Source organism: Actinoplanes sp. NPDC051859 (genome assembly GCF_044452725.1).
Lineage (GTDB): Bacteria > Actinomycetota > Actinomycetes > Mycobacteriales > Micromonosporaceae > Actinoplanes.
Genome location: NZ_JBITBX010000003.1, coordinates 597,915 through 623,962, shown reverse-complemented (window position 1 = coordinate 623,962; position 26,048 = coordinate 597,915). Strand labels below are relative to the sequence as shown.

Annotated in this window: 27 protein-coding genes; 13 read left to right on the top strand and 14 right to left on the bottom strand. The window is 69.6% G+C overall.

Annotation, left to right across the window (positions count from 1 at the left end):
- Positions 1 to 72 precede the first annotated feature (72 nt).
- Genes ACIA1L_RS10745 through ACIA1L_RS10730 form a run of 4 tightly spaced genes read right to left on the bottom strand, consistent with a single transcriptional unit; the run spans position 73 to position 4,556 of the window.
- A complete protein-coding gene (locus ACIA1L_RS10745; protein WP_396072411.1) occupies positions 73 to 669 on the bottom strand; it encodes a GTP-binding protein in 597 nt (198 codons plus the stop codon).
- Positions 650 to 1,021 carry a DUF742 domain-containing protein gene (locus ACIA1L_RS10740; RefSeq protein ID WP_396072410.1) on the bottom strand — a complete coding sequence of 124 codons (372 nt, stop codon included), beginning with the start codon at positions 1,019 to 1,021 and terminating at the stop codon, positions 650 to 652. The genes ACIA1L_RS10745 and ACIA1L_RS10740 overlap by 20 nt, the downstream gene beginning before the upstream one ends.
- Positions 1,011 to 1,427, bottom strand: coding sequence for a roadblock/LC7 domain-containing protein (locus ACIA1L_RS10735; RefSeq protein ID WP_396072409.1), 417 nt, complete (start codon positions 1,425 to 1,427; stop codon positions 1,011 to 1,013). Before ACIA1L_RS10735 ends, ACIA1L_RS10740 begins: the two co-directional genes overlap by 11 nt.
- On the bottom strand, positions 1,428 to 4,556 hold the full coding sequence (locus ACIA1L_RS10730) for a nitrate- and nitrite sensing domain-containing protein (RefSeq protein WP_396072408.1): 3,129 nt from the start codon (positions 4,554 to 4,556) through the stop codon (positions 1,428 to 1,430).
- Between the two features lie 218 nt (positions 4,557 to 4,774).
- Between ACIA1L_RS10730 and ACIA1L_RS10725 the strand changes: the two genes are divergently transcribed.
- A complete protein-coding gene (locus ACIA1L_RS10725) occupies positions 4,775 to 5,419 on the top strand; it encodes a hypothetical protein (RefSeq protein ID WP_396072407.1) in 645 nt (214 codons plus the stop codon).
- Positions 5,420 to 5,430: 11 nt separating this feature from the next.
- Positions 5,431 to 6,600, top strand: coding sequence for a hypothetical protein (locus ACIA1L_RS10720; protein ID WP_396072406.1), 1,170 nt, complete (start codon positions 5,431 to 5,433; stop codon positions 6,598 to 6,600).
- 51 nt (positions 6,601 to 6,651) lie between these two features.
- Here ACIA1L_RS10720 and ACIA1L_RS10715 read toward each other — a convergent pair whose 3' ends face one another.
- The 3 genes from ACIA1L_RS10715 to ACIA1L_RS10705 all read right to left on the bottom strand — a co-directional run bounded on the left by ACIA1L_RS10715 (position 6,652) and on the right by ACIA1L_RS10705 (position 11,092).
- Complete coding sequence (locus tag ACIA1L_RS10715) at positions 6,652 to 7,182, bottom strand: hypothetical protein (protein WP_396072405.1); 531 nt, start codon at positions 7,180 to 7,182, stop codon at positions 6,652 to 6,654.
- A gap of 273 nt (positions 7,183 to 7,455) precedes the next feature.
- Entirely contained in the window at positions 7,456 to 9,570 is a 2,115-nt protein-coding gene (locus ACIA1L_RS10710; protein ID WP_396072404.1) for a M48 family metalloprotease, read from the bottom strand.
- Between the two features lie 37 nt (positions 9,571 to 9,607).
- Positions 9,608 to 11,092 (bottom strand): beta-N-acetylhexosaminidase, encoded by a 1,485-nt coding sequence (locus ACIA1L_RS10705; RefSeq protein WP_396072403.1) that lies wholly within the window; start codon positions 11,090 to 11,092, stop codon positions 9,608 to 9,610.
- Positions 11,093 to 11,300: 208 nt separating this feature from the next.
- Here ACIA1L_RS10705 and ACIA1L_RS10700 point away from each other — a divergent pair, with 208 nt between their 5' ends.
- A complete protein-coding gene (locus tag ACIA1L_RS10700) occupies positions 11,301 to 12,092 on the top strand; it encodes an ATP-binding protein (RefSeq protein ID WP_396072402.1) in 792 nt (263 codons plus the stop codon).
- Between the two features lie 246 nt (positions 12,093 to 12,338).
- Here ACIA1L_RS10700 and ACIA1L_RS10695 read toward each other — a convergent pair whose 3' ends face one another.
- Positions 12,339 to 13,319 carry a helix-turn-helix transcriptional regulator gene (locus ACIA1L_RS10695; protein ID WP_396072401.1) on the bottom strand — a complete coding sequence of 327 codons (981 nt, stop codon included), beginning with the start codon at positions 13,317 to 13,319 and terminating at the stop codon, positions 12,339 to 12,341.
- A 129-nt stretch (positions 13,320 to 13,448) separates the two neighbouring features.
- Between ACIA1L_RS10695 and ACIA1L_RS10690 the strand changes: the two genes are divergently transcribed.
- The 3 genes from ACIA1L_RS10690 to ACIA1L_RS10680 all read left to right on the top strand — a co-directional run bounded on the left by ACIA1L_RS10690 (position 13,449) and on the right by ACIA1L_RS10680 (position 17,796).
- Positions 13,449 to 14,549 carry a magnesium and cobalt transport protein CorA gene (locus ACIA1L_RS10690; protein WP_396072400.1) on the top strand — a complete coding sequence of 367 codons (1,101 nt, stop codon included), beginning with the start codon at positions 13,449 to 13,451 and terminating at the stop codon, positions 14,547 to 14,549.
- The gene (locus tag ACIA1L_RS10685; protein ID WP_396072399.1) at positions 14,546 to 15,052 is read left to right on the top strand and encodes a GrpB family protein; all 507 of its coding nucleotides are present in this window, start codon (positions 14,546 to 14,548) and stop codon (positions 15,050 to 15,052) included. Before ACIA1L_RS10690 ends, ACIA1L_RS10685 begins: the two co-directional genes overlap by 4 nt.
- A gap of 155 nt (positions 15,053 to 15,207) precedes the next feature.
- Positions 15,208 to 17,796, top strand: coding sequence for a lipopolysaccharide biosynthesis protein (locus ACIA1L_RS10680; protein WP_396072398.1), 2,589 nt, complete (start codon positions 15,208 to 15,210; stop codon positions 17,794 to 17,796).
- Positions 17,797 to 17,850: 54 nt separating this feature from the next.
- On the opposite strand, the gene ACIA1L_RS10675 is transcribed toward ACIA1L_RS10680, so the two are convergent.
- A complete protein-coding gene (locus ACIA1L_RS10675; RefSeq protein ID WP_396072397.1) occupies positions 17,851 to 18,312 on the bottom strand; it encodes a hypothetical protein in 462 nt (153 codons plus the stop codon).
- Positions 18,313 to 18,399: 87 nt separating this feature from the next.
- Positions 18,400 to 18,885, bottom strand: coding sequence for a GNAT family N-acetyltransferase (locus ACIA1L_RS10670; RefSeq protein WP_396072396.1), 486 nt, complete (start codon positions 18,883 to 18,885; stop codon positions 18,400 to 18,402).
- Between the two features lie 99 nt (positions 18,886 to 18,984).
- On the opposite strand from ACIA1L_RS10670, the gene ACIA1L_RS10665 reads away from it, so the two are divergent.
- The 5 genes from ACIA1L_RS10665 to ACIA1L_RS10645 all read left to right on the top strand — a co-directional run bounded on the left by ACIA1L_RS10665 (position 18,985) and on the right by ACIA1L_RS10645 (position 21,299).
- Positions 18,985 to 19,320 (top strand): DUF2750 domain-containing protein, encoded by a 336-nt coding sequence (locus ACIA1L_RS10665; protein WP_396072395.1) that lies wholly within the window; start codon positions 18,985 to 18,987, stop codon positions 19,318 to 19,320.
- 87 nt (positions 19,321 to 19,407) lie between these two features.
- Positions 19,408 to 19,839, top strand: coding sequence for a response regulator (locus ACIA1L_RS10660; RefSeq protein ID WP_396072394.1), 432 nt, complete (start codon positions 19,408 to 19,410; stop codon positions 19,837 to 19,839).
- A 34-nt stretch (positions 19,840 to 19,873) separates the two neighbouring features.
- A complete protein-coding gene (locus ACIA1L_RS10655) occupies positions 19,874 to 20,218 on the top strand; it encodes a hypothetical protein (RefSeq protein WP_396072393.1) in 345 nt (114 codons plus the stop codon).
- 9 nt (positions 20,219 to 20,227) lie between these two features.
- The gene (locus ACIA1L_RS10650; RefSeq protein ID WP_396072392.1) at positions 20,228 to 20,818 is read left to right on the top strand and encodes a DUF4440 domain-containing protein; all 591 of its coding nucleotides are present in this window, start codon (positions 20,228 to 20,230) and stop codon (positions 20,816 to 20,818) included.
- Positions 20,819 to 20,897: 79 nt separating this feature from the next.
- Positions 20,898 to 21,299 carry a hypothetical protein gene (locus tag ACIA1L_RS10645; protein ID WP_396072391.1) on the top strand — a complete coding sequence of 134 codons (402 nt, stop codon included), beginning with the start codon at positions 20,898 to 20,900 and terminating at the stop codon, positions 21,297 to 21,299.
- Position 21,300: 1 nt separating this feature from the next.
- Here ACIA1L_RS10645 and ACIA1L_RS10640 read toward each other — a convergent pair whose 3' ends face one another.
- Both ACIA1L_RS10640 and ACIA1L_RS10635 read right to left on the bottom strand, forming a co-directional pair.
- Positions 21,301 to 21,528 (bottom strand): hypothetical protein, encoded by a 228-nt coding sequence (locus ACIA1L_RS10640; protein WP_396072390.1) that lies wholly within the window; start codon positions 21,526 to 21,528, stop codon positions 21,301 to 21,303.
- On the bottom strand, positions 21,525 to 21,710 hold the full coding sequence (locus ACIA1L_RS10635) for a hypothetical protein (RefSeq protein WP_396072389.1): 186 nt from the start codon (positions 21,708 to 21,710) through the stop codon (positions 21,525 to 21,527). The genes ACIA1L_RS10640 and ACIA1L_RS10635 overlap by 4 nt, the downstream gene beginning before the upstream one ends.
- A gap of 256 nt (positions 21,711 to 21,966) precedes the next feature.
- Between ACIA1L_RS10635 and ACIA1L_RS10630 the strand changes: the two genes are divergently transcribed.
- Both ACIA1L_RS10630 and ACIA1L_RS10625 read left to right on the top strand, forming a co-directional pair.
- On the top strand, positions 21,967 to 22,812 hold the full coding sequence (locus tag ACIA1L_RS10630; protein ID WP_396072388.1) for a helix-turn-helix domain-containing protein: 846 nt from the start codon (positions 21,967 to 21,969) through the stop codon (positions 22,810 to 22,812).
- An 18-nt stretch (positions 22,813 to 22,830) separates the two neighbouring features.
- Entirely contained in the window at positions 22,831 to 23,034 is a 204-nt protein-coding gene (locus ACIA1L_RS10625) for a DUF397 domain-containing protein (protein ID WP_396072471.1), read from the top strand.
- Here the strand turns inward: ACIA1L_RS10625 and ACIA1L_RS10620 are convergent.
- Together ACIA1L_RS10620 and ACIA1L_RS10615 are read right to left on the bottom strand one after the other, a co-directional pair.
- A complete protein-coding gene (locus ACIA1L_RS10620) occupies positions 23,031 to 24,188 on the bottom strand; it encodes an Ig-like domain-containing protein (RefSeq protein WP_396072470.1) in 1,158 nt (385 codons plus the stop codon). The genes ACIA1L_RS10625 and ACIA1L_RS10620 overlap by 4 nt on opposite strands.
- 504 nt (positions 24,189 to 24,692) lie before the next feature.
- Positions 24,693 to 25,955 (bottom strand): Ig-like domain-containing protein, encoded by a 1,263-nt coding sequence (locus ACIA1L_RS10615; RefSeq protein WP_396072387.1) that lies wholly within the window; start codon positions 25,953 to 25,955, stop codon positions 24,693 to 24,695.
- Between the last annotated feature and the right edge of the window lie 93 nt (positions 25,956 to 26,048).

Genomic DNA, 26,048 nt, shown 5'->3' with positions numbered 1-26,048 from the left:
GCGACGGGCGCGCGGACCGCGGCCCACACACGCGACCGCCGCCACATAGGGCGGCGAATCGTCAGCGCGGGGCTAACGCGACCCGGCGGAGGCAAGCTGGCGGCGGGCGACGTACTCCACCAGCTCGATGAGGACGTTTCGGGCGGCGAGCGGCTCGCGGGCGTCGAACTCCACCACCGGGACGTCCGCGTCGAGGTCGAGGGCGCGCGCCACCGCGTCCGTGCCGAACCGTCGCTCGTCGAAGCAGTTCACCGCCACCACGAACGGTGTGCCACGCTGCTCGAAATAGTCGATCGACGGGAAGCAGTCCGCCAGCCGGCGCGTGTCGGCCAACACCACCGCACCCAGGGCGCCCTGGGAGAGCTCGTCCCAGAGAAACCAGAAGCGGTCCTGTCCCGGGGTGCCGAACAGATAGAGCTGCAGGTCATCGGTGATGGTGATGCGGCCGAAGTCCATCGTCACCGTGGTGGTCCGCTTGCCTTCCACGCCGGAGGTGTCGTCGGCACCGTCAGCGCCGGTGAGCACTTCCTCGGTCTGCAACGGCCGGATTTCGCTCACCGAGCCGACCATGGTGGTCTTGCCCGCACCGAAGCCGCCGGCGATGAGGATCTTGAGCGCGACCGGAATACGCGAACGCGCGCCGGCCGGGTCAGAGCGCACGGAGTCCATTGACAACCGCCTTGAGTACGTCGACGTCATGCGGCTGGGAGGCCGCGGGAGGCTCGTAGAGCGAGATGAGTCCGGCTGAGCGTAGATCACCCAGCAGCACCCGGACGACTCCGATCGAGAGGTCCAGTTTGGAGGCTAGTTCCACGACGGACGTGGGCTCCCACGCCGCGCCGACGAGGGCGAGATGCTCTGGCGGCAGCCCGGGGGCCGGGGCAGTGCCAGCAACGGTGGCGACCACGAAGGCGACCAGGTCAAACTCGTCGCCGGCGGGTGCCACCCGGCCCTGGGTCATCGCGTACGGCCGGACGACCGGTCCCGCGTCGGAATCCAGCCAGTCGTGATCAGCGGGCATCGGATCTGGGGAACCGCTCCGGTGCGTCCATCGTCTGCCCGACCCGGGTGACCAGCATCGCCATCTCGTACGCGATGAGCCCGAGATCCGCCTCACTGTCCGCCACGACGGCGAGGCAGGCACCCTGGCCGGCCGCGGTGACGAAGAGGAAGGCGTCTTCCATCTCGACCACGGTCTGGCGTACGGGCCCGGCGGCGAAATGCCGGCTCGCGCCCTTGGCGAGGCTCTGGAACCCGGCAGCCATCGCCGACAGGTGCTCGGCATCCTCCCGGGTCATGCCGGCCGATGCGCCGAGCAGGAGCCCGTCGGCGGAGAGCACCACCGCCTGCCGCGCCGACGGCACCCGCTCGACCAGTTCGTCGAGAAGCCAGGTGAGATTGGCGCTCTGGTTAGTCCTCTGTGCCACTTATGCGTCCTTATCCAGCCGGTGGTTCTGGTGTTTCCCGTCAGCAGCGCTGTCTTCGCGGTCGCCGCTGCCGTCCACATCGCCCGGCACGGCCGGGAACGTGACGGTAGCCGCCTCGGACCACGCGGGCTGCCCTGCCGTCCGCTCTTTGTCACTTGTCGAAAGATCTTGCTCACCGCTTGCGTCGGCGCCCTCACTTGCCGCTGATTCCGAGGTGTCGTGGAGCAGTGCTGCCGCTTCCTGACGACCCCGCTTCGTGCCGCGTTGGAGGGCACTCATCAGGCTCCGCACTTCTTCCGGCGACCGCACGGTGGTGGGCTCCGCCCGCTCGGCCGCCGGCTCTCGGAGCTGGGGAACCAGGTTCGCCTGCCGCACCCGGCGCGGCAACCCCTCTTCCACAGTGGGTGCAGGCGCCCCGGTGTCAGGCAGCGCAGACGTCGGCAGCACGGGCGCCGGCATCCCCTCCTCCGACGGCATACGCGCAGGCGGCACGGGCTCGAGCGGAATATCCGCGGGCGGCACAACCTCGGGCAGCACCGATGCGGGCGGTACAGCGTCAGGCGGCACCGATGCGGGCGGCACAACCTCGGGCGGCACCGATGTGGGCGCCACCGTGTCAGGCGGCATCGGTGTGGACTGCCCGTGTACGGGGGGGATGGGCGCAGGGGGGATCGGGTCGGAAGGTGCCCGCTGGGCGGGGATGCGGAAGGGCGGCGGGGACAGTGCCGCAGGGGACGTCTGGTTGGGCGGCAGGTGGGCGGGCGGTTCGACGGGCCCGTGTGGTCGGCGTCGTGGGCCGGTACGGCGACGCCGAACCAGGCCGTCCGGGGTCAGCCCGGATATCGCGGCGCTGGGAGCGGGGCCGGTCTTCTCCGGTGTTGGCCTCTCCACCACCGGTTGTGCGACCGGATTGCCGTGCATGGGCGGCGCCCAGGCCTCGTCCGCGATCACCGCTTCCGGAGCAACGTGGTCGGCGGTGAAGTGCTCCGCAGTCGGTTGATCCGCCGCACGTCTGCCGGCGAAGCTCTGCCCGGCAATCGCCTGGTCAGCGACGGCCGGCCCAGCACCGGCGTGTTCCGTGGAGCCGTACCCGGCAATGTCGTGGCCGAGGGCAGCCTGCGCGGCGATGCCGTTCCCTGCCTTCGGGCCGGCGGGGAGCGCGGCGAGACCGGGCTGGGAGCCAGGGGCTAGGGCCGGCAGAGAGCCGGGCGTCGGGGCGGGCAGGGCGAGGGAACCGGGTGGAACGGTGGTGACCAGGTCGTCGGGGATGAGGACGATCGCGGTCACGCCGCCGTAGGAGCTGGGGCGGAGCGAGACGCGCAGGCCTTGGCGGGCGGCGAGCTGGGCTACCACGAAGAGGCCGAGTCTTGCGCTGTTGGCCGGGTCGAACTCCGGGGGTTCGACCAGCTTGCGGTTGGCCTCGGCGATCGCTTCGGCGGACATGCCCAGGCCACGATCCTCGATCTCCACGGCATAGCCATTGGGCAGGGCTTGGCCGACTACCTCCACCTGAGTCTGCGGCGGCGAGAAAGCAGCGGCATTCTCGAGCAGCTCGGCCAGCAGGTGGATGACGTCGCCAACGGCGCGGCCGAGCACCGCCGACGGGGCGATGGCGACGATGTGGACCCGCTTGTAGTCCTCGACCTCGCTGATCGCGCCGCGGACCACGTCGATCATCGGGACGGGGTTGCGCCAGCCGCGGCCCGGGGCGGCGCCGGCCAGGATCACCAGGTCTTCGGCATGGCGGCGCATGCGGGTCGCGAGATGGTCCACGCGGTACAGGTCTTCGAGCTCGTCGGGGCCGGTTTCGCGCCGTTCCATCTTGTCGAGGAGCGCCAGCTGGCGGTGCAGCAGCGTCTGACTGCGCCGGGCGATGTTGAGGAAGACCTCGTTGATGCCGCGCCGGACGTTGGCCTCCTCGATCGCCGACTGCACCGCCGTACGCTGCACCTCGTTGAAGGCGCGTGCCACCTCGCCGATCTCGTCCCGGCCGTACTCCAAGGGTGGTGTTTCCTGCTCGACGTCGACGGCCTCGCCGCGTTGCAGGCGCTTGACCACTGCGGGCAGTCGATCCTCCGCCACCTGGAGGGCTTCGCGGCGCAGTCGGACCAGGCGGCCCACGATCGAGCGGCCGACCCGCAGCGAGACGAGGACAGTGGCGATGACGGCCACCAGGCCGAGGACTCCGGCGAGACCCAGCCGCAGCAGAATGCCGGTGGCGACCGGCCGGACGTCTTCGGCGAGCGAGTCGGTCGCGTTGATTTCGAAGGCGCGTAGCTGCTGTGCGGTGGAGTCGAAGGCGGGCTGCCACGTGTCGGACCCGACCGGCGACGGCGCGTCGGCCCGGCTCGTGGACATGAGCTGGTCTTGCAGCTCCTGCAGCCGGTTGAAGGCGGCGCCCCGACTGAGCCGCTGCCAGGCGACGCGGTCGCGTTCGGGCAGGTCGGTGATGCCCTGTGCGAAGAGGAACCGGGAGGTGCCGATCGCCTGCACGAGCTCGGCGCGGCTCTGCTCGGTGAACTTCCCGGCCGCGTGCGCCCCGGTGAGCAAGGAATCGATGCGGCTGAGGTGTTCCTGGCCGCGGCCGACGGTCGTCAGGGCGCGAATCTCCCGGTCGACGCGCTCATCGTTGAAGGAGGCGGTAGCGGCGAACATCTGGAAGCCGCTGTCCACGATGCTGTTGTAGAGGTTCTGCGCACCCACCACGTCGACCTCGCGGCGGTCAATGTAGTCGCGAGCTGTGGTCAGCCCGTCCAGATCGGTGTACACCTGCTGGATGCGGGATTCCAACGTGGCACTGGCTGCCCGGCGGGCCTCGGCGCTGCCGGCCTTTCGCCGGAACTCGTCCGCGGCGCGGTCGGTGGCGGCCCGCTGCGCGTCCAGGGGGCCTGGCGACGCCTTCGGGTCGGCAAGGAACTGGACGGAGATCTTGCGTTCCCGCTGGACCTCCCCCATCAGGACTTCGCCGGGGTTGCCCACTGTGTCGAGCAACGTGCGCGCCGACAGCAGGGACAGTGCGGGGCCGGCGGTGATCGCCGTGGCGAAGACCCACAACGCCAGCAGTGCCACGAGTGGCACCGCGACCATCGCGACGATCTTCACGCGGATCGACCAACTGCGGGTTCTCATCAGACTCCTGTACGTCCTCGAGCGCCGCCCAGCCGGATCACCGCTTGAGGAGTCAATGACCATCGATGAGCTGCGCGCCTCCGGCAGAATACGGAATGGCGTCGCACCGAGCCAGTTCACCTGTGGATAAGTCCGGGGGTTTTCAGGTCGCTGGGCCCGAACCGGATTGACGACCCCCGCGGGGTGGGAATACCAGGCGCGGAAGAAGGAGGAGGCCGATGTCCCCCACACTCGTGATCATTCTCATCGTCCTGGCCCTGCTGGTCGCCGCCGCCGTCGTCTACAGCGTCCGCGCCGGACGTCGCAAGAACCTACAGAACACCTTCGGACCCGAGTACGACCGAGTGGTCGCCGATGCCGACAGCCGCGCTGCCGGCGAACGCGAGCTCGAGGAGCGCCGCAGGCGGCACGCCCAGCTCGAACTCATCCCGCTGTCCGCAGAGAACAAAGCCCGGTACTCCGTCGCCTGGGAAGAGGTGCAGATCCAGTTCGTGGACGCGCCTGAGCACGCCGTCGCCACCGCCGACGAGCTGGTGACCCGGCTGATCGCCGAGCGCGGCTACCCCACCGGCGAGTACGACGAGCAGTTGGCGACGCTGTCGGTCGACCACGCCCGGACGCTGGAGCACTACCGCGACGCCCACGCCATCAGCGAACGCAGCAAGAACAGCGAAGCTGACACTGAGGACCTGCGTCAGGCGCTGGTCCACTACCGCGCGCTCTTCGCCGATCTGCTCGGCGAGAACCCCGTCCGTACGGAAGGTGCCGCCGCCCCGGCGTCCGAGCCGAAGCTGCCGTCCCAGAAGATCAATGACCACGACAGCGACGTCGCGGGCCACCGTCCCGACGCCACGAGCCGCTGAGGAGTGCGACGATGCGTTTCTTCTCCAACGACGCCCGCGAGTCCGCCGACGAGCAGGCCCACGACGACCGGCCCGAACGGGTGCAGTCGGAGCCGGTGGCGGTACCCGGCCAGCGTCCGCCCTCCCCGTGGTCCGACGCCACCGCCGACGACACCCGGGCCGGAGCCGATCCGGACCGCACCGAGCTCCACCAGCCGGGAGCCACGCCGCGCCCGTTCGGCGGATCGTCGCCGTCCGAGGCCGCCGAGGACATGGCCGGGAATGAGTCTCCTTCCAGGACCAACACCACGACTTACACGAGCCACACGTCTGCCGTGGACCGCGACGATGCAGACAAGGACATCGTGGATGTCCCGCTCGACGACCACGCGGGCACCAGCGACCGCGACATCTCCGTTACCCGGGTCGGCGCCGAGGACCGAGTCACCCGCGACCACCAGTTCGGCTCCGGTGATGACAGTGCGGACACCATCGGCCCCGCAAGCTCACACGGCCGTGCCACGCCCGGCGCGGACGAGAGCAGCTATCTCAGCGAGGAGCGAATCGATTCTGATGAGTACGCCGCGACGCCTGAGCGCGAATTGCCGGACGGGACGGCTGATCCGCGACTTGAAGAGCGCGCGCCCGAAGCGCGGGATGTGCACGGGCCGACTCCTGACGCCGAGAAGGCCTCGGAGCTGACCGCCGCGAACACAGGCGCGACGGGCGGGGGCGCCCCGGATGCGGAAGCGACGGGGACGGAGACTTTGGGCACGGACAGCGCGGGCGCACCCATCGCGGGCTCAGGCTCCGACGCAACGAGCGCCCCACAGGCGAACACCGCCGACGCAACGAGCGCCCCACAGGCGAACACCGCTGGCGCGGCAACGGCCGCCCCCTCCCCGGGAGTGGCGGCCATCGCCGCGAGGGCTGAGACGGAGCGGCCAACCGACGTGTTCTTCGCTGCGGACGAGGCGCAGGCGCTTCAGGAGCGGTGGCGGGAGGTGCAGCTTCGCTTCGTGGACAGCCCGAAGGAGGCGACCAGCGAAGCCGCCACTCTCGTCGACGAGGCCGTGGAGACGCTGACCGCGAGTCTGCGGGCCCGCAAGGAGGAGTTGGGTGGCGACAGCGACGACACCGAAGCGCTGCGGGTGCAGCTACGGGGTTACCGCGACATCCTCAACCGGATTCTTGGACTGTAGTCCCTGCTGACGTGCTCGGTCCGGGCGGTCGCCACCGTCCGGACCACCAGTTCAGCCCTGCAGGTTCGCCGGAGCGACTACCTCAGCGATCTTGTCGGTGCCAGTTCCGGAGGGCAATTCCTGCTCGGTGATCGGCGGCACTGGCGGCAGAACCGGTCCGCCGGGGTTGTCGCCGGTAGGCGGCGTGCCCGGTTCGGTGGTGGCGCCCGACGGCGGCGTGGCCGGCTCCTCGGGTTTCTCGACCGGCGGTGTCGTTGACTCGGTAGGCGGCGTGCTCTTCTCCGACGAGGCCGAGGGAGAAGGCGTCGACGGCGAGGTCTTCTCAGCAGCCGGCTTCGTCCGCGGAGTCAGCGGCTCCGGGTTCGATCGCGGTTCGCTGCGGACGACCCGGGCTTTTTCCTCCGGGGAGTCGCCGGCCCCGGAACCGCCTTCGGGTCCGGTCACGTCGTTCTGCTGCGTGATGATCGATGGCTGGCGTGGCGGTGTCACCGTTGCCTCGCCGAACTGCGCTCCCAGCCACATCGCCGGGCCGAGGCCCAGTGCAACGATGGCCCCGAAGAGCGCCATGGGTCCCCGTTCCATCACGCCACTCCCCCCTGTTCTGATGATCATCGCCGATCCGCGTGCCGCCCCACTACCCGTTTTCGCAAGCGGTAAGCAGATGTCACCGCTCACCAGTGTGCCGCCGGGGTACCAGCTTGCTCACCGCTCGGTCGGACATACGACCGTCTACGGATGAACACGCAGAGAACAGCTTTGTAGTTCACTCCCGCCGAGCACAATCTCGTGTGGCCCTCGTCTCGGTAACGATCTATCTCCGCCGACGGCACCCGCGCCGTATCGACGCCTGACAGATCAGCGCGTCCGCGCCAGGAAGGCCACTGCGTCGTCGAGCGCCGTCCAGCCGCCGGGCAGCGCATCGGAGTCCAGGGCCGTACGCACGCTCAACGTCTCGCCGTCCCGCAACCGCAGGTCCCAGCTTCGCCGTTTGACCTGGGTGGCTCCGGCCACGTCCGCGTACGCCACGAACCGGCACTGAGGCACCAGCACCGCCCGCCGCGGGTGGTCGGCAGCGGCGAATTCGGCGAGCCTGCGCTTCGCGGTGCCGTTCTGTGACCGCGGCAGTCCCGGTACGAGAAAGAGTCCGGTGTCGACCACCAGAACGTCCGTTCGTGTGCCATCGACGAGCAGATTGACGACGCCCCCGACGACTTCGGCCCGGGGGGTCGCACTGGGCTCGGCCGGGGCAGCGACGTCGATACCGAGTTCGGCGAGCCGGTCCCGGGCGGTTGCGACGGTCGGCGGGGCGATCGCCAGGGCGGTGAGCTCTCCGAGGTTGAGCGGGTGTCCGCTAGCGGTGACCAGCTCGGCGGTGCCGGTCCAGCTGTGCCGCCACCGGGCCACGCCGCTGCGCAACGCTGCGAGGGCCAGCAGGAGCGTGACCAGGTCGCCGATCCGCGCCGAGGTCTCCGCGGCGGTCATTCCGGGGAAGACCGACTCGGCGAGCGTGTGCAACCGCCCGTCGCCCGCGAGATCCAACACGTCGGCGGCGGTGCCGACCGGGCTGCCCACCGCCCGGGACAGCGTGGTCAGCGCGGCGTCGGCTTCCCGTTCCATCTCCACGATCCGAGCGGCACCGAAAAAATCGTCCCAGCCCACGGTGGTGCGCCCCTGCGGCGGGAAGGCGACGGTCTGCAACGCCTTCCCCAGGCCGGGAAGATCAGGGATGAGCTCAGGCGCGTCAGATGCCGCAGGAGCTGCGTCGGAGTCGGTCTGCGAGGGGTCTGGGGCAGCCTGCGAAAGATCGGAAGCGCCGACAGAAACCGCCGAGGAACCGGCCGGAGAGCCCGGGGCAGCCGCCATCGAGGTCGCCGAAGCGCCTGGAGACACCGCACCGGTCTCCGCCAGGGCGGCCAAACCGGAGAGAGCCGGAGCAGCAGATTCGGGGACGGCCGGAGCAGCAGATTCGGAGACGGCCGGAGCAGCAGATTCGGAGACGGCCGGAGCATCCGAGACGGATAGGGCCGGTGCAGCCGAGGCGGAGGCAGGCGGCACACTCGCCAGCGCGGCAAGCCGCACCGCACGCGCCGGGTGGGTGTCCCAGGTGGAAGGGGTCGCCGGCTCCCTGGCCCGCAGCGTCGCCACGTCCTCCGCGCGCGCCGCCAGCACCCGCAGGAACCCACCGAAGATGTCGTCCGGCACGTGCCCGGCCTGCCAACCCGGCCCGAGATACTCGGCGTGGAAGATCCGTAACACTCCGTCCAACGCCGGCAGGTCGCGCAGCACGGACGCCGCGGCGTCCGCGCCCGCGTACTCGGCCGCGATGCGGTCGGCTTGCAGCTCTTGTGCCGCGCTGAAAGGTGCGTCGATGCGCCGATAGAAGCGCGCGTACGCCCGCAGCAGAGGACCCGCTGGATTGCGCCGCGGGATGCGCGGCACCACCCGGCCGACCGCGATTCGTCCTCGGTAGGCGACGGGGGCGAGCCGCCCGAGTCGGGGTGAGTAGTGGCCGATCTCGTGCGCGACGGCAGCCTTCAGCGCCGCGATGTCCCAGGCTTGCAGCAGCGGCAGCCCTAGGTAGAGGTCTCGGCTGCCACCGGCGAGCCCGAGCAGCCGAGTGCGTTCGATGACCTTGACCGCCGCGTCTGCCACGATCATCAGCCGGTCGGGCACTCGGGTTTCGGCCACCGTGGCGGCGGCGTCGAGCAGTGCCCAGAGGGCGGGCGCATCTGACCGGCTGACGGGAATGCCGATGGGTTCGGGGCGGCGCAGGTGGAGCGCTCGCCAGGTCGCGTACGCCATGACGCCCACCGTGGCGATGCACATGGGCAGGCCGATCCGCAGCGCCGCCGCGCCGGGCAGCATCGTGAGCACCAGCATGACCGGCACGACGACGAGCGCGAGCTGCGCCGCCGCGACCACCAGGAACCCGCCCAGGCCCGCGACCGAGACCCACACCTGCTTTCGCACCCGGCAAGAGTAGGCGGTGTCCGGAGCTAGACCATTCCTAATGCCAGGGCACGTCCGCGGAGCGGTGGTAGGCAACGCCCTGAATGTCCCAGCGGGGGCCGTAGCCGGCGAGCCGGCACCGGAACGAATCCCAGTCCCGGCTCTGCCGAGGAGACCAGCCAACCTCGGCGATGGCGGGCAGCCGCGGGAAGGCCATGGTCTGGACGTCGGTCAGGCTGCGCAGGGTCTCGGACCACAGCGGCGCTTCGACGCCGAGAAGCGCGTCCTCGCCGACGCCGGGGAGTCGGTCGGCCGGATCCCACGAGTACGCCCGTTCGACGTCGACGACACCGGCCCAGTCCAACCCGAGCGGAGTCTTGGCCGTGTACTTCATATCGAGATAGGCACGGTCTGCCGGGGACATGAGCACCTTGCCCCCGTTTGCCGCGGCTCGGGCGGTGCCGGCGTCAGCGGACTCTGTGCGCCAGTACTGGGTGATGGCGCCCGGGGGCAGGTCGACCGCGGCCATCTCGTGCCAGCCGATCGGACTCTTGCCGTACTTTGCGACCAGCGGAAGAACCCGCTCGATGAAGGTCCGGTACTCGGCGGCCGAGGTGGCCTGGGCCTCGTCGCCGCCGATGTGCAGGTAGGGGCCGGGGGTCAGGGCGGCGACCTCGCGGAGCACGTCGTCGACGAAGGCGTAGGTCTCCTCCTTGTCCGCCACAAGCGAGCTGTAGCCGACCTTGGTGTCCGTGCGCGGCGCCGGGGCGACACCGTCGACGGTCAGTTCCGGATAGGCGACCTGAGCGGCGTTCACGTGCCCCGGCATGTCGATTTCGGGAACAACACTGACAAACCGGCTTTCCGCGTACGCGACGAGTTCCGCGTAGTCGGCGGCGGTGTAGAAGCCGGGGCCGGCACCGTCCACCCCGGTTCCGGGGCCGCCGCTGAGTGCGGTGAGCGCGGGCCGACTCTGGATCTCGAGGCGCCAACCCTGGTCGTCGGTGAGATGCAGGTGCAGGTGATTAATTTTGAACTGGACCAGCGTGTCGAGGTAGGACTTCACCTCGGCCACGGTGAAGAAGTGGCGGGCCACGTCCAGCATCGCGCCGCGGTAGGCGAAACGGGGCCGGTCGACGATCGTGCCGCCGGGCAGCGTCCACCGGACCGACTGCGGCGTGGTCGCGAAGATGTCGGCGGGGAGCAGTTGGCGCAGCGTCTGCACGGCGTAGAACAACCCTGCGGGCGTACCACCGGTCAGCGTCACCCCGGTGCCGGAGATCTCCAGCCGGTACTCCTCCGCGCCAAGCGACTCGTCGAGCCACAGACCGACAATTCCCGGCAGAGCGTCGGGACCGCCCGCCGGGGTCACCGGCAGGTCGAACCCCGTGGCGGGGCGCAGCAGCTCGGCCAGGTAGGTCGCGACTCGCTCCGTGCCGGGTGCTGCGCTGATCGCCGTACCCGCATCGATGGTGAAATGTGCGGCCGCGACCGGCTGCACGTTGGCCGGGGCGGGAATCACCTCGCCTAGTTCTTTGAGCACCAGCGCACCTCATCTCTTCCGGCCGAAACTCTAAACCCTCTTTCAGATTTCGGGTGGCGGCTGGGACACGTCGGACAAGGTGGGCGAAGCGGCGGGCCACATCGGTGATCAGCGCTGAACGGGCGAGCCCGTTCGGGTGACTCCCCCGTTGCCCCGACGGCGTCCGGGCCGAAGACTCGCCAGTACCCCGTGGCGGAAAGGCCGTCCCATGCAGGAGCAACCCCCGTATCTGTTCGATCCGGGTGATGAGCACTTCAGCGTCACCTCGGACCCGGACGGAGCGGTCATCGACGTCGCCATCCGCGGGACCTGGGCAGCGGCATTGCACCCCGCCGTGTCCCGGACGCTGCGGAAATGCCTCGCCGCGCACCCGGCAGGCATCGTGGTCGACCTCAGCCGCGTCGAGGACCCCGGACCGGTGGGCGCGCCCACCTGGCTCGGTGCCGTACGCGCCACCGCGGTCGCTGTGCCGGCCGCCCGCATCGCGGTCTGTCTGCCACCCGGGTCCCCACCCAGCCGCGCTGGTGACCTGCCCGTCCACCCCACGTTGGCGGCCGCCCACGCGGCGCTGACCGGCGACTGTGCACCGGGCGACATCGTCCGGCAGAGCCTCCCGCCGGCCCCGTCATCCCCCGGCGCAGCCCGCGACCTCATCGGCGCCGCCTGCCAGGACTGGAACATGTCCGCGCTGTTGCTACCGGCCCGCGCGGTCGTATCGGAATTGGTGACCAACGCGGTCGAGCACGCCGGCACCGCCATCGACGTGGCCGTCTCCCGCCGCGGCACCTCGCTGCACATCGCCGTACGCGACCGCAGCCCGGAACTCCCCCGCATCCTCGCCCTAGCCCCGGTCCAGGCCGGCCTTCCGCTCGACGAACGTGGCCGCGGCCTGCGCGTGGTGCACGCCGACTCCACCGCTTGGGGCGCCCTGCCCACCACCGGCGGCAAACTGGTCTGGGCCACCGTCCGCGACCGCGCCGGCCAGCCCCGCCGCTGGTAGCCCTCCGAAGGGCTCCCTCGGAGCTCGCCCATTGACCCGGGTCTGCAGTATGCCGTGCGTCACCACAGCTTTCGCAGCTCAGGGCACCACTGTGGACTTATCTGCGGGAAAATGTCGGAGGGTCCCGATAAGGTTTCCCTATGCGGATCGGCGCCACGGGGGCGCCGATCCGCGCCTTCCAACCCTGCCCGGTAAAGCAGCCGCGTCTGCCACACCCTGCCCTGGAGCGGCAGTTCCTCGACTCCACTATGCGGCCGGGGGTGCGGCTCCGCGGAGGAGCGTCTCGGCGGCTTCCCGGGCTCGGGCAGCCAGCTCGGGCGGAGATTCGACGATGAACTCGGCGCCCAGGACGCCGAGGACCATGACCGGCCAGCCCAGATCGTCGACGCTCATGCGCATGCGACAGCTTGGCTTCCGCCATTCGCCCGGCAGGAGCGGTTCGACGGTCGCCCAGTGGCCGACCTGCCGGCGGACGGTCTCGGCCGATGCGTTGATCAGCACCGCCACCTCGTACCGGGCCGTGGTGGACGCGAGGCGGCCCTGCAGCCAGGCGGCCGGATCGCCGCCGGGGATGTCCCGGGGGCGGAAGCGGGCGCCGGTCGGCTCCGGTGTGGCAAGGCGGTCGACGCGGAAGCTGCGCCAGTCGGCGCGGTCGAGGTCCCAGGCGATGAGGTACCAACGACGGCCGAGGGAGACGAGGCGGTGTGGCTCGACGTGGCGGTTGCTGTGGTCACCGTCGCGCCTCGAGTAGCCGAAGCGAAGTCGCTCTTCGCCGCGGCAGGCCAGGGCGATCGTGGTCAGGGTGGTCGGGTCGAGGACCGGGCCCCCGCCGGGAACTGCCGGAGTGGTGGCTGCCTGGAGAGCGTCGATGCGGCGGCGCAGGCGGGGTGGCAGCAGCTGGATGACCTTGGCGAGGGCGCGTACGGAAGTCTCCTCGAACCCCGCGACGGCGCCCGCGGCGGCCGTCCGGAGGCCGACCGCGATGGCGACCGCTTCTTCGTCGTCGAGCAGCAGCGGTGGGACCGCGGCGCCCGCCTGCAGCTGGTATCCCCCGGCGACCCCGCGGGCGGCGTCCACCGGGTAGCCGAGCTCGCGCAGCCGGTCGACGTCGCGGCGCAGCGTGCGGGGGCTGACCTCGAGGCGGTCGGCGAGTTCGGTGCCGGGCCAGTAGCGGTGGGTTTGCAACAAAGACAGGAGTCGAAGCATCCGCGCGCTCGTGTTCGCCATGACTCCAGCCTCCCCCGGTTTGCGGACAGAAGGTGACCTTAATCCTCGCCGGGCGTGCGGTGCGTCCCCGGTGAGCTTCCGCCGGATAACGTCGGTGCGGATCATCGGACGACGGGCAGGTGGGGCGACATGTTCGGCTGGCGGCGGGAGCCGTACCTGATTCCGCGGACGCTGGGGCGGATCATCGAGGGATTGAGCCGTCCGGAGCCGGCCGTGCCGCGGCAGCGGCAGCGCAACCCGGACGCCGTGGTGGACTGCGCGGTCTACCAGGGTGGGCGGCGGCGGCCGGGTGTCACCCACTATGTCGAGGCCGCTCGCATCGCGCGGCGGCACCGGGGCGCCTTCGTGTGGCTGGGGTTGCACGAGCCCAACGAGGCCACGATGGCCGCCGTCGCCGAGGTGTTCGGCCTGCACGAGCTGACCGCTGCCCAGGCCGCCGACCCGGGGCACCGGCCCGCCGCGGAGGTGATCGGGGACGTGACCCGGCTGGTGCTGCGGACCGCACGTTACGTGGAGCACGAGGAGCTGACCGAATCCTCCGAGGTGGTCGACACCGGGGACGTGACGGTGCTACTCGGGGCGGACTTCGTGATCACGGTGCGGCATGGGGCGGCGGGTGCGCTGCGCAGCGTACGGAAGGATCTCGAAGCTCGGCCGACGCTGCTGGCGGCGGGTCCGTGGGCGGTGGCCCACGCGGTGTGTGACCGGATGGTCGATCTGTATCTGGAGGTCGCCGGGCATGTGGAGCACGACCTGGAGGCGCTGGAGGCGGTGGCGTTCACCGCGGACAGATCGCCCCAGATCGGCCACATCTATCAGCTGAAGCGGGAAATGGTGGAGTTCAAGCGGGCCGTTCTGCCGCTGCAGGAGCCGTTGCACCGGCTTCTGGACCGTGGGGTGGTGCCGGAGGCGGTGTATCCGTACCTTGTGGACGTACGGGGTCACCTCGCTCGGGCCGTGGAACGGGTCGCGGGCTTCGACGACCTGCTGAACTCGATTCTGCAGGCTCGGCTGGCGCAGGTCTCCGTGGACCAGAACAATGACATGCGCAAGATCGCGTCCTGGGCCGCCATCGCCGCCGTGCAGACGGCGATCGCCGGCATCTACGGCATGAACTTTGCGCACATGCCGGGGCTGGACTGGGAGTACGGCTACCCCGCCGTCATCCTCGTGATGCTCGCCGCGTCGCTGACGCTGTACCGCAGATTCAAGAAGGTGGGCTGGTTGTGACGCTTCCGGAGCCGGACGTCCGCTGGGCCGAGCTGGGCCGGCTGGCGTGCGGGACGCTGGCGCCCCTGTTCGCCGCGATCGAGCATGTCGGCAGCACCGCCGTGCCGGGGTTGCCCGCCCGGCCAGAGATCGACCTGCTGGCCGCCGCAGCCGACCTGGACGAGATCGATGAGGCCGCGCTAGCCACGCTGGGTTACCGAAACCGACTGGAGCGCGAGCCGGACGAGTTGCGCTATCGCCGCGAGGACTACGACAGCACGGCGTACCTGCTGCACATCGTGCCCGCCTCGACCTGGGCTGACCGGCCGGAACGGCTGCTGCGGGACCTGCTGCGAGCCGACCCGGCTGCCCGGGAACGGTATGCAACTCGCAAGAAAGAGCTGATGGCCCGATTCGGCCCGGGCCAGGCTTATACGGACGGTAAGACCGTACTCATCGCAGCGTTGACCACCTCGGCCCGCGCCGGCCGGGATCTGCCCCCATCCCCGGTACGCGGCGAATAGTCCCAGGTCACAGGCGTCCCACCGCCTCGTCCGTTCGGTCCCCTCTCCACTCCGGACGGCAGCTCGCATTTGCCCCACTTCGCCGTGGTCGACGAACACGGTTAGTAACTACCGTTGCGGCTTGATCAATCAAACTGCGACTGGGGGCGGTAGCAGTGCAGAGCACGGTAACCGAGGCCGTACCGGAGAGCCTTGATCCTTCTTCCGAGGGGCCGGGCCGCAGCGGGCTCGTGACCATGCTGCGCGGGCACCTCGACCTGTTCGTGAACGCCGGGTCGTTGATGGCGACGACCGCGCTCACCTCGCTGTTCGGCTTCGCGTACTGGTGGCTTGCCGCCCGGACCGCGCCGCAGGACGCGGTGGGCCAGGCGTCCGCGGCGGTGTCCGCGATGACCCTGATCGGCACGATCGGGATGTTCGGCATGGGCACCATGCTGATCTCGGACCTGCCCGGCCTGAAAGGCCGCAAGTGGGAGCTGATCTCCACCTGCCTGCTGGTCGCCGGCAGCGCCGCGACGGTGGGCGGTCTGGTCTACGTCGCGCTCGCCCACCTGGCGCTGCCGGGCCTGCGGGACGCGCTGGGCAACACGCCCGCCACGGTGCTGCTGGTCTTCGGCATCGCGCTCAACGCGATGACGCTGGTCCTGGACGAGGCCCTGGTCGGCCTGCTGCAGGGGCCGATGCAGCTCATGCGCAATGCCTGGTTCTCGATCATCAAGCTGGTGCTGCTCGGTGCGGTCGCCCTGCTGCCGATCACCCTGACTGGCAGCGAGCTGCTGCTGACCTGGGTCGCCGGCGCGGTGCTGTCGGTCGCGATCCTGGGCCGGGCACTGCACAAGAAGGGCATGATCGATTCCGTACGCCCGCGCGCCTCGCTGCTGCGCGGCCGGGGCCGGTCGACGTTCGACCACAACCTGCTGAACCTGGCCACGTACCTGCCCCGGGCGGCGCTGCCGCTGGTCGTCACCGCCGTCCTGTCAGCCAAGGACAACGCCGCTTTCTACACCGCGTTCATGGTGCTGTCGTTCCTCGCGATGGTGCCGGGCAACGTCGCCCTGACGTTGTTCGCGGTGGCCAGCGGTGACAAGGCCGCCCTGCGCGCCAAGGTCCGGATGGGCCTGCTGATCTGCCTCGGCGGCGGCCTGCCCGTCTCCCTGGTGGTCGTGTTCGCCGCCAAGCCGATCATGTCGGTGTTCGGCGAGAGCTACGCGGAGACCGCCGGTACAGCGCTGGCGATCCTGGCGCTGACCTACGTCCCGTTCGTCTTCCACCACTTCTTCCTGGCGATCTCCCGGGTGCAGGGCACGGTCCGCGGCGCGGGCATCTTCGCCGTGTTCGCCGGGGTCGCCGAGATCGCCGCCGCCTGGTACGGCGGCACCCGCGGCAGCCTCACCGAGCTGGTCACCTGGGTGGCCGTGGTGATGGCGGTGGAGACCGTCCTGGTCGCCCCGACCGTGCTGCGCGTCGTCTTCGCCAAGGCAGTCCCCGAAGGAGAAAACATCATGTCGAGCACCACCCTGACCCTGCACGAGCGTGCCTGGCTGCCGCTGGAGTACATCCGCACGGTCGGGCCGCTGACCGGGGTGACCGCCGAGCGCCTGCGCGCCGCGCTGGTCGGCCTGCACGCCGCCGACCCGACGCACCGGGCGGTGTCCCGCCTCGACCGCAGCGGCTCCCGCTGGCTGCACATGGACGCGAGCGCCTTCGCCGCGTACGTGCAGGACGCGGTGACCGACCTCGGCGCCGGACCGGTGGACTTCGACGCGATGACCCGGGAGCTGCAGTCCGAGCAGCGCGCCCACCACCCGGTGCGGATCCTGGCCGGCGGCGGGTACGTGGCGATGAAGGTGTCGCACGCCTACGGCGACGCCGGCCCGGTGAACACCCTGCTGCGCGAGCTGATCCGCGCGGCCGGCGAGCAGCGCGCCGCGGAGATCGCGCCCTCGGTGCGCCACCGCTCGGCGCTGCCGAAGGCCTGGTGGAAGCAGTTCGGCACCAAGCCGGGTCGGTGGAAGGAAGGCCTGAGCTTCGCCAAGCCGCCGCACCCGGAGCAGAGCGCCATGCAGCCGTGGACCGCGAGCCTGACCGTCGAGACGGCCCGCTCGGCCGACGTGCTGGGCAAGATGCGGGTGTGGCGCGACGAGCACGCCCCCGGCGTCACCACCTCGGCGATCACCTTCGCGGCGTTCACCGCGGCGTTGCAGGACCTGGGCCTGAACCCGGACATGCGCGGCGGCACGTTCCTGGCGGACGCGCGGCGCTACGTCGACAAGGGCGTCAGCATCGACAGCAACTTCTGCATGGGGCCGTACCTGGCGCCGGCCAGCCTGACCGACCCGCAGGCGATCCACACGACGCTGAAGGCGGAGCTGGCGACCGGCCGGATCCTGACGATGATGCTGCTGCGCGAGGGCAAGATCCTGCTGACCGGGGCGCCGGGCATGCCGGACCCGTACCCGAGCGAGGCGCCGGCGGCCCCGCAGCCGCGGCTGACCTTCAGCAACCAGGGCCGGCACGACGTGCTGGGCGACCTGCCCTGGGCGGCCGACGCCGCCGGGCGGGTGAACCAGAGCGTGCCGACCCTGAACGGCCCCGAGGGAATCACGCTGACCACCTCGGAGATGGGCGGTGTGCTGCACCTCGAAGCCACGTTCCACGCCTCGACGTACGACCCGACCGTGGTGGCTCAGGCCCTGCGGATGGTGTGCACCGATCCGGCCGCGCTGATCATGGCCGCCCGGTAGGCAGGAAGACCTACGCGCGGCCGGCCGCCCCCGCCGGCCGCGCGTAATCCTGCGTCAGTACTGGTAGTCGTCGTCCACGAGGACCGGCAGGTACAGCTTGAAGCTCTTGACCTTGGCCTTGTCGCTCTTGCAGTTCGTGTAGATCAGGGTCGCCTCGAGCTGCCGGGTGCCGGCCTTCGTCTGGTTCGCGGTCACCTCGAACGCGGTCCGGTCCTTCTCCCACGGCTTCAGCATGTCGTCGCGGGAGAACGACGTGTACTTCATCGTCGTGCTCGGGTACTCGATGTCGACCGTGTTGTTGCCCTTGACCCACACCTGCGCGTCGCAGATCTTCGTGTCGGTCGTCCAGTGGATGTTCACCCAGGTCGGCTCGCCCGCCTCGACGGCGCTGAGCCACTTGGCCACCGGGCGCGGACCGCTGGACGCCGCGGCGGGCGCACCCGTCGCCACCGTGCCCAGGCCCGCGGCCACCGCTGCCGCCGCCACCATCGTCGCTACGCGCCGCATCTTGCTCATGCCGTTCTCCTTCTGGCTGTGCGACCGAATGAGCATCCGACCGCTTGAGCCCGACGTTAGGGCTGAAAACGGACGCACGTGACGTCTTTACAGTTTTTTGTACATAACGTGTAGCCCGACCCGGCCATGCGCGGCCGAGTCAAACGCTTCCGGCACCGTCGCCAAGACCTCGAACCCCAAAGACCTCCACAGGTGTACGGCGCCACGATTCGTCTCGACAACCGCATTGAACTGAATACCGGCGAAGCCCGCCGCCCGGGACCACTCGATGACCTCACCCGCCAGCGCCCGGCCGACGCCCCGCCCCTGAGCTGCGGGATCGACCATGAAACTGCCGGTGCCGATATGCGCACCCCGGCCCGGCCGATTCGGCCCCATCTTTGCGGAACCCCACACCACACCATCCGCCACCGCGACCACGGTGCGCCCCGGGGCGGATTCCATCCACCACCCTTTTGCCTCGTCACTCGTCAGGCCGAGCGGAAAGGCGTACGTCTCCCCCGCCTCGACAATCGCCGAGAAGAACGGGTAGATCGCCGGCCAATCCGCATCGGTCGCATCTCTGATCTCCATGGTGGCGACCCTACGACTGTTTCGGCCGTTCAAAAGACCCCGAACGCACCCACGGGCCACCATGGAGACAGCAATGTCATTCACGGAAAGGCGACGGCAATGTCGCTCAGCGCAGCGCACGCGGCGGCGTTCCGCCGGGAGGTGCCCACCGAAGGGCGCATCTGGTCGGTCCGCGACGCCGGCGGCTTCCCCGCCCCGCACGGCGCCATGCCGTTCTGGTCCAAACGCTCCCGCGCCGACCGGATCGCCGCCGGCGTCGCGGCATACCAAGGCTTCGAAGTCGTGGAGATCGACCTGGCTGACTGGCTGCACAGCTGGCTGCCCGGCCTGGACCGCGACGGCCTGCTCGTCGGAGTGAACTGGGCCGGCGCCCGAGCAACCGGCCGAGACGTCACCCCCACGACGGTCCGCGGCTGGTTCCCCGACGCGGCCTGACCCGACACCCGTAATTCATACCGAGGCCAGGTGGTATTCCGGTCCGGCCGACCCCTATGCTTGCCGCACCGCAAACAAGGGGGCACGGTGCGCAGTCTCGAGATCCTCGTCGTGGACGACGACGACGCCGACGCCTTCATGATTTCGGAAGCCCTGGAAGGCTCGGACACCCACACCACGGTCAACCGGGTCGCCGACGGCCGCGAAGCCCTCGACTACCTGCGGCGCGTCGAGCCGTACGCGGACGCCCACCGGCCCGACCTGATCCTGCTCGACCTCAACATGCCCCGCATGGACGGCCGCGAGACCCTCGCCGCCATCAAGACCGACGACCGCCTCAAAGCCATCCCGGTGGTCATCCTGACCACCTCTGGCGCCGACGGCGACATCCAGGCCAGCTACCAACACCGCGCCAACGCGTACGTGACCAAGCCGTTCGACCTCGAAGACTTCGAATCGACCGTACGCACGATCGACCGGTTCTACCGCGAGGTCGCTGTCCTCCCCCCGGCAGACTGATTACTCGGACGCCCCCCGGGGTACGTCCGGTGCCATGCCGGACACCGACACCGCGCCCGAAGACCTCGGCGCCCCGCAGTCCTTTCTCGTCCTCACCGACGGCACCCCGGCCTACGACCGCGCGGGTGACCCGGCGGGCAAGGTCGCGCACGTCCTCGCCGACGACAAGGACGAAATCTTCCAAGGCCTCGTCCTGGAGACGACAGCCGGGCACCGCTTCGCCGCAGCCGCCCAGGTCGACGGCATCTTCGAGCACGGCGTGATCGTCGCGGTGCCCGCCGCTCAGCTGCCCGAACCGAGCGAGGACGCTTCGTCGGACGACAGCTCCGTGGCCGACGGGTTGCGCCGAGCCTGGCATTGGCTCATCCAGCCCAAATAGCCTCGACCCATGCCCGCCATCCCTGATCCCGCCCAGCCGCACACCGCCCCGCAGGACACCGCCCCTACAGGCACTGCCCCGCTGGGCACCGTCCCTACGGGCACCGCACCTACAGACACCGCCCCGCAGGACACCGCTCCGCGGGGCACCGCCCCTACAGGCACTGCCCCGCCGGGCACCGCCCCTACAGGCACTGCCCCGCCGGGCACCGCCCCGCCGGGCACCGCTCCTCGCGACGCTCGTGAGGAGCTGCGCGCGGCCGAGCGGCAGCTCCAAGCCGCTCAGCTTTCCTCCGACGTAGCGGCGCTGGACCGGTTGCTCGACGACCGGCTGATCTTCACCGGGCCGGACGGCAAGACCTACCGCAAGGACGACGACCTGCGTGTCCATCGCACCGGCACCCAGGTCATCAACTCGCTGCACGAGGACGAACTGGATCTCGTCGTAGCGGGCGATACCGGGGTGACCTGGTTTCTGGGCAGCCTGAGCGGCAGCATCAACGGCGTGCCCTTCACGGCTCGGATGCGCTACACCCGCACCTGGATTCGCGACGACGAGCACGGCTGGCGAATCCTCGCCGCCCACGCAAGCGTGGTCTAGCCGGATCCCGGCTGGCCCACGCGACGGTGGTCTGACCGTTTTCGGCCGGGCGGCCCGGCCAGCGCCTACCGTCAGAGATGTGTCGCGATCAGCACTGATGTGCGCCCTGCTGGCGCTGCTGGCCGGCTGCACCTCGCCGACCGCTGCCCCGACTCCGGCGCCCTCCGCCGCCACCGGTGTGCCACCCAGTTCCCCGCCCGTGGCGGATGAGCCGCCGGGGTCGCTGGCCTGCGGAAAGATCGCCGTGGCCGTCCGGGAAGGAAACCTCATGCAGCCCGGCGTGGTCACCGGCGTCAGCGCGGCCACCACTACAGCTGACGCCCCGGTCGCGGACGCGGCCACCCGCCTGCAGCAGGCCTACGAGCTGGCCGTCAAGGCACAGGGCAGCGACGACGAACCGGACCTGATCGCCGCGGTCAGCGCCGCCGCGGCCGAACTCGTCTCCGTCTGCTCCGACTCCGGGCTGGAGATCGCCGGCTGAGTCATTGCCGGACAGCGACGTCGCGCAGATAGAGTCGCCGCGGATATGCCACGCCCGCCCGGTTCGGCACTTTGACCGTCGCCTCCACGTCCCACCAGATCTCGACCACGTCGCCGGTGCCGAAGTCGCACTCGCTGATGATCTGGCTGACGCGGACCAGGAGTGGACCCGAACCAAACTTGTAGTCCCGATCGGCCACCTGGTAGATCCTGCCGATCTCGGGCCTCACCGGCGTTCGATCACTTGCCAGCGCCGAAGCGCGTTGAGCAGGACCATCAGTGTCCGCTCGTCCAGCTCCCAGCGGGCGTCCGGCAGGTTCGGCACCTTCGCTGTGCCGACCGCCCGGTAAGCAGCTGGCGGCAGGTTGGTCCCGGCAACCCGCTGCGGCAATGCCGGACGCCCGTCAGGCATGACGTCCACCTCCGCCGAGCGCTGGCGGATGCGGTGCCGTGGTGGCGCCACATCGGGGACACCAGCGGGTTCTGATCTTGAACGACCACAACCCGGCCAGAAAGCCGATCACTAACGCAGCAACAACGGAGGCCAGCATCGTGCCACCTTTCACCAACGTCGCATGGTTGAGCTTCGATCGTGCATCATGCACGAGATCGACTCAAGTGCCAGACCGCACGTTGCCCGATCGAGCCGTAGGCCGGAGAATGACGCCATGGCGAAGCAACCCGTAACCATGCGCGGACGTCAACTCGGGCTGGAATTACGCCGTCTCCGCAACACACTTAAGTTGTCGGCGGACGAAGTGGCGACCCGTCTTGGCTGGTCGCAATCCAAGGTGACGCGAATCGAGAACGGCGTCTCGCCGGTGACCCGCCCGGATCTGCTACGCCTCCTCGACCTGTATGGGGTGACCGAGGAGGCGAGCCGCACACAGTTCACCCGGCTCGGCAGGGCGGCGCGCGAACGAGGCTGGTGGGTCGACTACCGAGACACCATTACCAACATGCTGCCGTCCTACATGGCCCTCGAAGCGGATGCAGCGGAACTGCTCCAGTGGTCATGGGCGATCGTTCCCGGACTGTTGCAGACACCGGAGTATGCGCGTGCCCTCTTCAGCTCTGATCTGGAACCACGAACCGAGGAGTCCACGGACCGTCTGGTCGAAGCGCGTGTCGCTCGCCAAGAACGGCTCCGCGACGGCGAAGTAAACCTGTGGGCCATCCTCGACGAATCCCTGCTCCATCGGGCCATCGGCGGCACGGAGGTTATGCGAGGACAACTGTCCCGATTGCTCAACTCCGGCAACCGGGTGACTCTTCAGGTGATGCGTTCGACCGTGACATGGCATCCCGGGCTCAACGGTGCCTTCACGATCATGCTCTTCCCCGAGGTCAGTCACCCACCGTTCGCGTGGAGTGAGAGCGCCGCGGGAGATATGTCCATCGAACAGGCCGCCGACGTGAAGAGGCACACCCGCACCTTCGACCACCTCCGGGCGATCGCCGAGTCGCCAGTACACTCGATGGAGTTAATCGCATCGGTGCGTGACAAGTTGTAAGCGGAGGAGGTGCTCGAGCTGGACCTTAGTGAAGCCAGGTGGCTCAAGAGCACACGCAGCTCGGGCGGTGGCTCTGGCGACTGTGTTGAGGTGGCCCGCAACCTGTCGGGCGTCGTCGCGGTCCGGGACTCGAAGAACCCGGCCGGGCCGGTGCTGGTCTTCGGCCCGAGTGAGTGGGCCGCGCTGGTCAGTGACGTCAAGGCTGGGATGCTCGACCGTTAGCTCAGGGCGCTGCCTTTGCGGTAGTCGTCCCAGCTCATGTTCCAGTCGGTCCAGCCGTTGCCGTTGTCGAGCTTGTCCTCGGTGCCGCTCACCGTGATGGGGTCGCCCATCAGGGTTTGCTCGAAGAGCCATTTGCCCATCGCCATGGAGACGTTGACGCAGCCGTGGGAGACGTTCCTGCGGCCCTGCTCGCCGTCTGACCAGGGTGCGGCGTGGATGAACTGGCCGCTCCAGGTGAGCCGCTGGGCGTAGTCGATGTTCACCCGGTAGCCCTCGCCCTCGGGGAATTCGTCCAGGGTGTCGAAGACGGTCTTGCGCTTCTTCTCGATGACCACCATCGTGCCGCTCGATGAGGGGTACTTCTTCTGGCCCAGGCTGACGGGGATGGTCTTGACCACTTCGCCGTCCTGCTTGACGGTCATCTGCTTGGTCTTGTTGTCCACGGTCATGACGAAAGACCGGCCGATTGTGACGTTGACGGTCAGGTCGGAGCGGCCGTACCAGCCGTCGTCCAGGGGCACGCCGGCGAGCGGAACCCGATAGGAGATTTCCGTGCGGGGCTCCCAGAACTCTTTGGGCCGGTAGTGCACCTCGGTGGGGCTGGTCCAGTGCCAGGTTCCCTCCTGCGCCGGGGTCGCGGTGACGGTCATCCGGCGCTCCACGTCCGCGCGGTAGTCCTCTGGGATGTCCCGGCCGAATCTGACGATCAGCGGCATGCCGACCCCGACGGTTTGGTCGTCGCCGAGGAAGCTCATCACCCGGACCTGCTTTGCCGGCTTCTTCATCACAGTGAAGGAACTGGTCGCTGTGCCGCTCTTGTCACCTGAGGCGGTGCCGGTGACCGTGACGGTGTACTTCATGCCCCAGGTCAGCGCCTGCAACGGCCGGAATACCTTGACGTCCTTGTCGATGGTGCCCTGCACGGCTTCACCGTCCGCGGCCTTGAGCTCGACGGAAGTGTTCGCCGGGTCCTCCGAGGTGTACGTGACGTCGGTGCTGGCGGCGACATCCGTAGCCTCGGCGGCAGGTGCAGTGACCGCCACGGTGCTCTTGTCGGCCTGCGGCGCCCCGGACCCGTCCCTGCCGCCCGGAGTCTTGTCGTCGCCGCTGCAACCGGCACTGACCAGCACTAACGCGACAACACAGCCGGCCAGCCACCGGCTCGTTGTGGGCCTTACACCGCCCTGCCCGCTGCCGTTGAGCTCCCCGCTCCTGCGCCCTCCGCGAAGTCTCATGATCCCCTCACCGCATCGTCGCCCCGGCGACCGTCATCGGTGATGTGTTCCCCGGGACTCCTCCCGCAATCGTGCCGCTATACCTGCACTAGGTCCACCAGCCCAGACGAATCCACCCAATTCCCGCCCGGGCGACGCCCTGCGAACCACGCCCTCCAGGACCGCTGCGGACCTCAGCCAGGCAAGGCCGCAGCGCTTGGGCCGCTGCGGACCTCAGCCAGGCAAAGCCGCGGCGCTCAGCCCAACGAGGCCGCGGACCTCAGGCGAGGCCGCGGACCCGCGGTAGGGGTGGCGTAGAGGAGGGCGCCCACCTCGGTGTCGAGCCCACCCGGGCACGACCCCGTGTTGCCCATCCCGGTAACCGGCGAGGCTGCTGGCCTCAATGCAGGCGAGCCGGACAGCCCTGCGGACCCTCCGCACGGGTCAGTCTTGGGTGGCCTGTGCCAGCTCTGTGGGGACGGGGAGGGCGCTGCCCTTGACGAACTCGGCCCAGCTCACGTCCCATGGCGTCCAGCCGTTGCCGTAGGAGAGCTTGTCCTGCGTGCCGCGGATGGTGATCGGATCGCCGATGAGCGTACGGTCGAACAGCCATTTCGCGTTTGCTTGCGAAACGTTCACGCAGCCGTGCGACACGTTGCGCCGGCCCTGGTCGCCGGCGGACCAGGGTGCCGAGTGGATGTACTGGCCGGACCAGGTCAGGCGTTGGGCGTACTCGATGTCGACCCGGTAGCCCTCGCCGGCCGGGAACTCGTCGCGGGTGTCGAAGACGGTGCTGCGTTTCTTCTCCATGACGACCATGGTGCCGCTGGAGGACGGGTACTTCTTGCGACCCAGGCTGACCGGCAGCGTTTTCACGGTCTTGCCGTCTCGCACCACCGTCATCTGCTTGGTCTTGTTGTCCACCTGCATGACCAGGCTGCGGCCGATCTCCACCGAGGCGGACCGGTCCTGGTCACCGTGCCGGCCGCCGCCGGTCGGCAGCCCGCCGACCGCGATGCGCACGGTCAGCCGGGTTCCGGGCTGCCAGAATTTCGGCGGCCGGTAGTAGGCCTGGGTGCCACTCGAGGTCCACGACCAGGCGCCGGGCTGCATCGGGGCACTCTGCACAAACATCCGCTTCTGTACGCCGGCACGATCCTTCTTCTTGATGCCCGGGTTGAACTCGACCACCACCGGCATCGCCACCCCGTACGTGTTGTCGTCGAAGAGGTACAGCCCGGTGCCGGTTTCCTGCCCGCCCGCTGCGGCCGTACGGAAGGAGGTGGTTTCGGTGCGCGACTGGCCGGCGGCGTCGATGGCGGTGACCGTGGCGACGTACCCCCGGAGGTTCTTGAGGGGTTTGTCCGGCACCCAGGCCGAACCGTCCTCGCGCAGCCTGCCCGCGACGGCCTTGCCCTGGTCGTCCTTCAGGGCGACCGTGCTGATCTTGCTGCCGGCGAGTGTGAACCCGATCTCAGTGCTGACCGGCAAGCCCTTCGTGCCGGTGGCGGGCGTCAGCCGCAGCGAGGCGTTTTCGGTGGGCGTCCCGGCCACCGGCACCGCCTTCGGCGAAACGGACGGAACGGCCGAAGCCACCCCGGAAGCCTCCGCCGCGCGACCCGCATCATCCCCACACCCGGCCAGCGCCACAGGCGCCGTGACCAGCAACGACACGACCATCAGCAGCGAGCGCCGCATCCCGACCATCCTCAGTTCCGTTCTCACGTTCTGCGGGGTCATCCTGCCCTACCGGAAGGGCTCCAGGGGGTCCCTGTGGATAAGGCTCGCCCACGACGATCT

Bases quoted from the DNA above. Each gene is read 5' to 3' on its own strand.
- ACIA1L_RS10745 (WP_396072411.1), bottom strand. From the start codon at position 669: ATGGACTCCGTGCGCTCTGACCCGGCCGGCGCGCGTTCGCGTATTCCG.
- ACIA1L_RS10740 (WP_396072410.1), bottom strand. From the start codon at position 1,021: ATGCCCGCTGATCACGACTGGCTGGATTCCGACGCGGGACCGGTCGTC.
- ACIA1L_RS10730 (WP_396072408.1), bottom strand. From the start codon at position 4,556: ATGAGAACCCGCAGTTGGTCGATCCGCGTGAAGATCGTCGCGATGGTC.
- ACIA1L_RS10725 (WP_396072407.1), top strand. From the start codon at position 4,775: ATGTCCCCCACACTCGTGATCATTCTCATCGTCCTGGCCCTGCTGGTC.
- ACIA1L_RS10720 (WP_396072406.1), top strand. From the start codon at position 5,431: ATGCGTTTCTTCTCCAACGACGCCCGCGAGTCCGCCGACGAGCAGGCC.
- ACIA1L_RS10715 (WP_396072405.1), bottom strand. From the start codon at position 7,182: ATGGAACGGGGACCCATGGCGCTCTTCGGGGCCATCGTTGCACTGGGC.
- ACIA1L_RS10700 (WP_396072402.1), top strand. From the start codon at position 11,301: ATGCAGGAGCAACCCCCGTATCTGTTCGATCCGGGTGATGAGCACTTC.
- ACIA1L_RS10695 (WP_396072401.1), bottom strand. From the start codon at position 13,319: ATGGCGAACACGAGCGCGCGGATGCTTCGACTCCTGTCTTTGTTGCAA.
- ACIA1L_RS10690 (WP_396072400.1), top strand. From the start codon at position 13,449: ATGTTCGGCTGGCGGCGGGAGCCGTACCTGATTCCGCGGACGCTGGGG.
- ACIA1L_RS10675 (WP_396072397.1), bottom strand. From the start codon at position 18,312: ATGAGCAAGATGCGGCGCGTAGCGACGATGGTGGCGGCGGCAGCGGTG.
- ACIA1L_RS10670 (WP_396072396.1), bottom strand. From the start codon at position 18,885: ATGGAGATCAGAGATGCGACCGATGCGGATTGGCCGGCGATCTACCCG.
- ACIA1L_RS10665 (WP_396072395.1), top strand. From the start codon at position 18,985: ATGTCGCTCAGCGCAGCGCACGCGGCGGCGTTCCGCCGGGAGGTGCCC.
- ACIA1L_RS10655 (WP_396072393.1), top strand. From the start codon at position 19,874: ATGCCGGACACCGACACCGCGCCCGAAGACCTCGGCGCCCCGCAGTCC.
- ACIA1L_RS10650 (WP_396072392.1), top strand. From the start codon at position 20,228: ATGCCCGCCATCCCTGATCCCGCCCAGCCGCACACCGCCCCGCAGGAC.
- ACIA1L_RS10635 (WP_396072389.1), bottom strand. From the start codon at position 21,710: ATGCCTGACGGGCGTCCGGCATTGCCGCAGCGGGTTGCCGGGACCAAC.
- ACIA1L_RS10630 (WP_396072388.1), top strand. From the start codon at position 21,967: ATGGCGAAGCAACCCGTAACCATGCGCGGACGTCAACTCGGGCTGGAA.
- ACIA1L_RS10615 (WP_396072387.1), bottom strand. From the start codon at position 25,955: ATGGTCGGGATGCGGCGCTCGCTGCTGATGGTCGTGTCGTTGCTGGTC.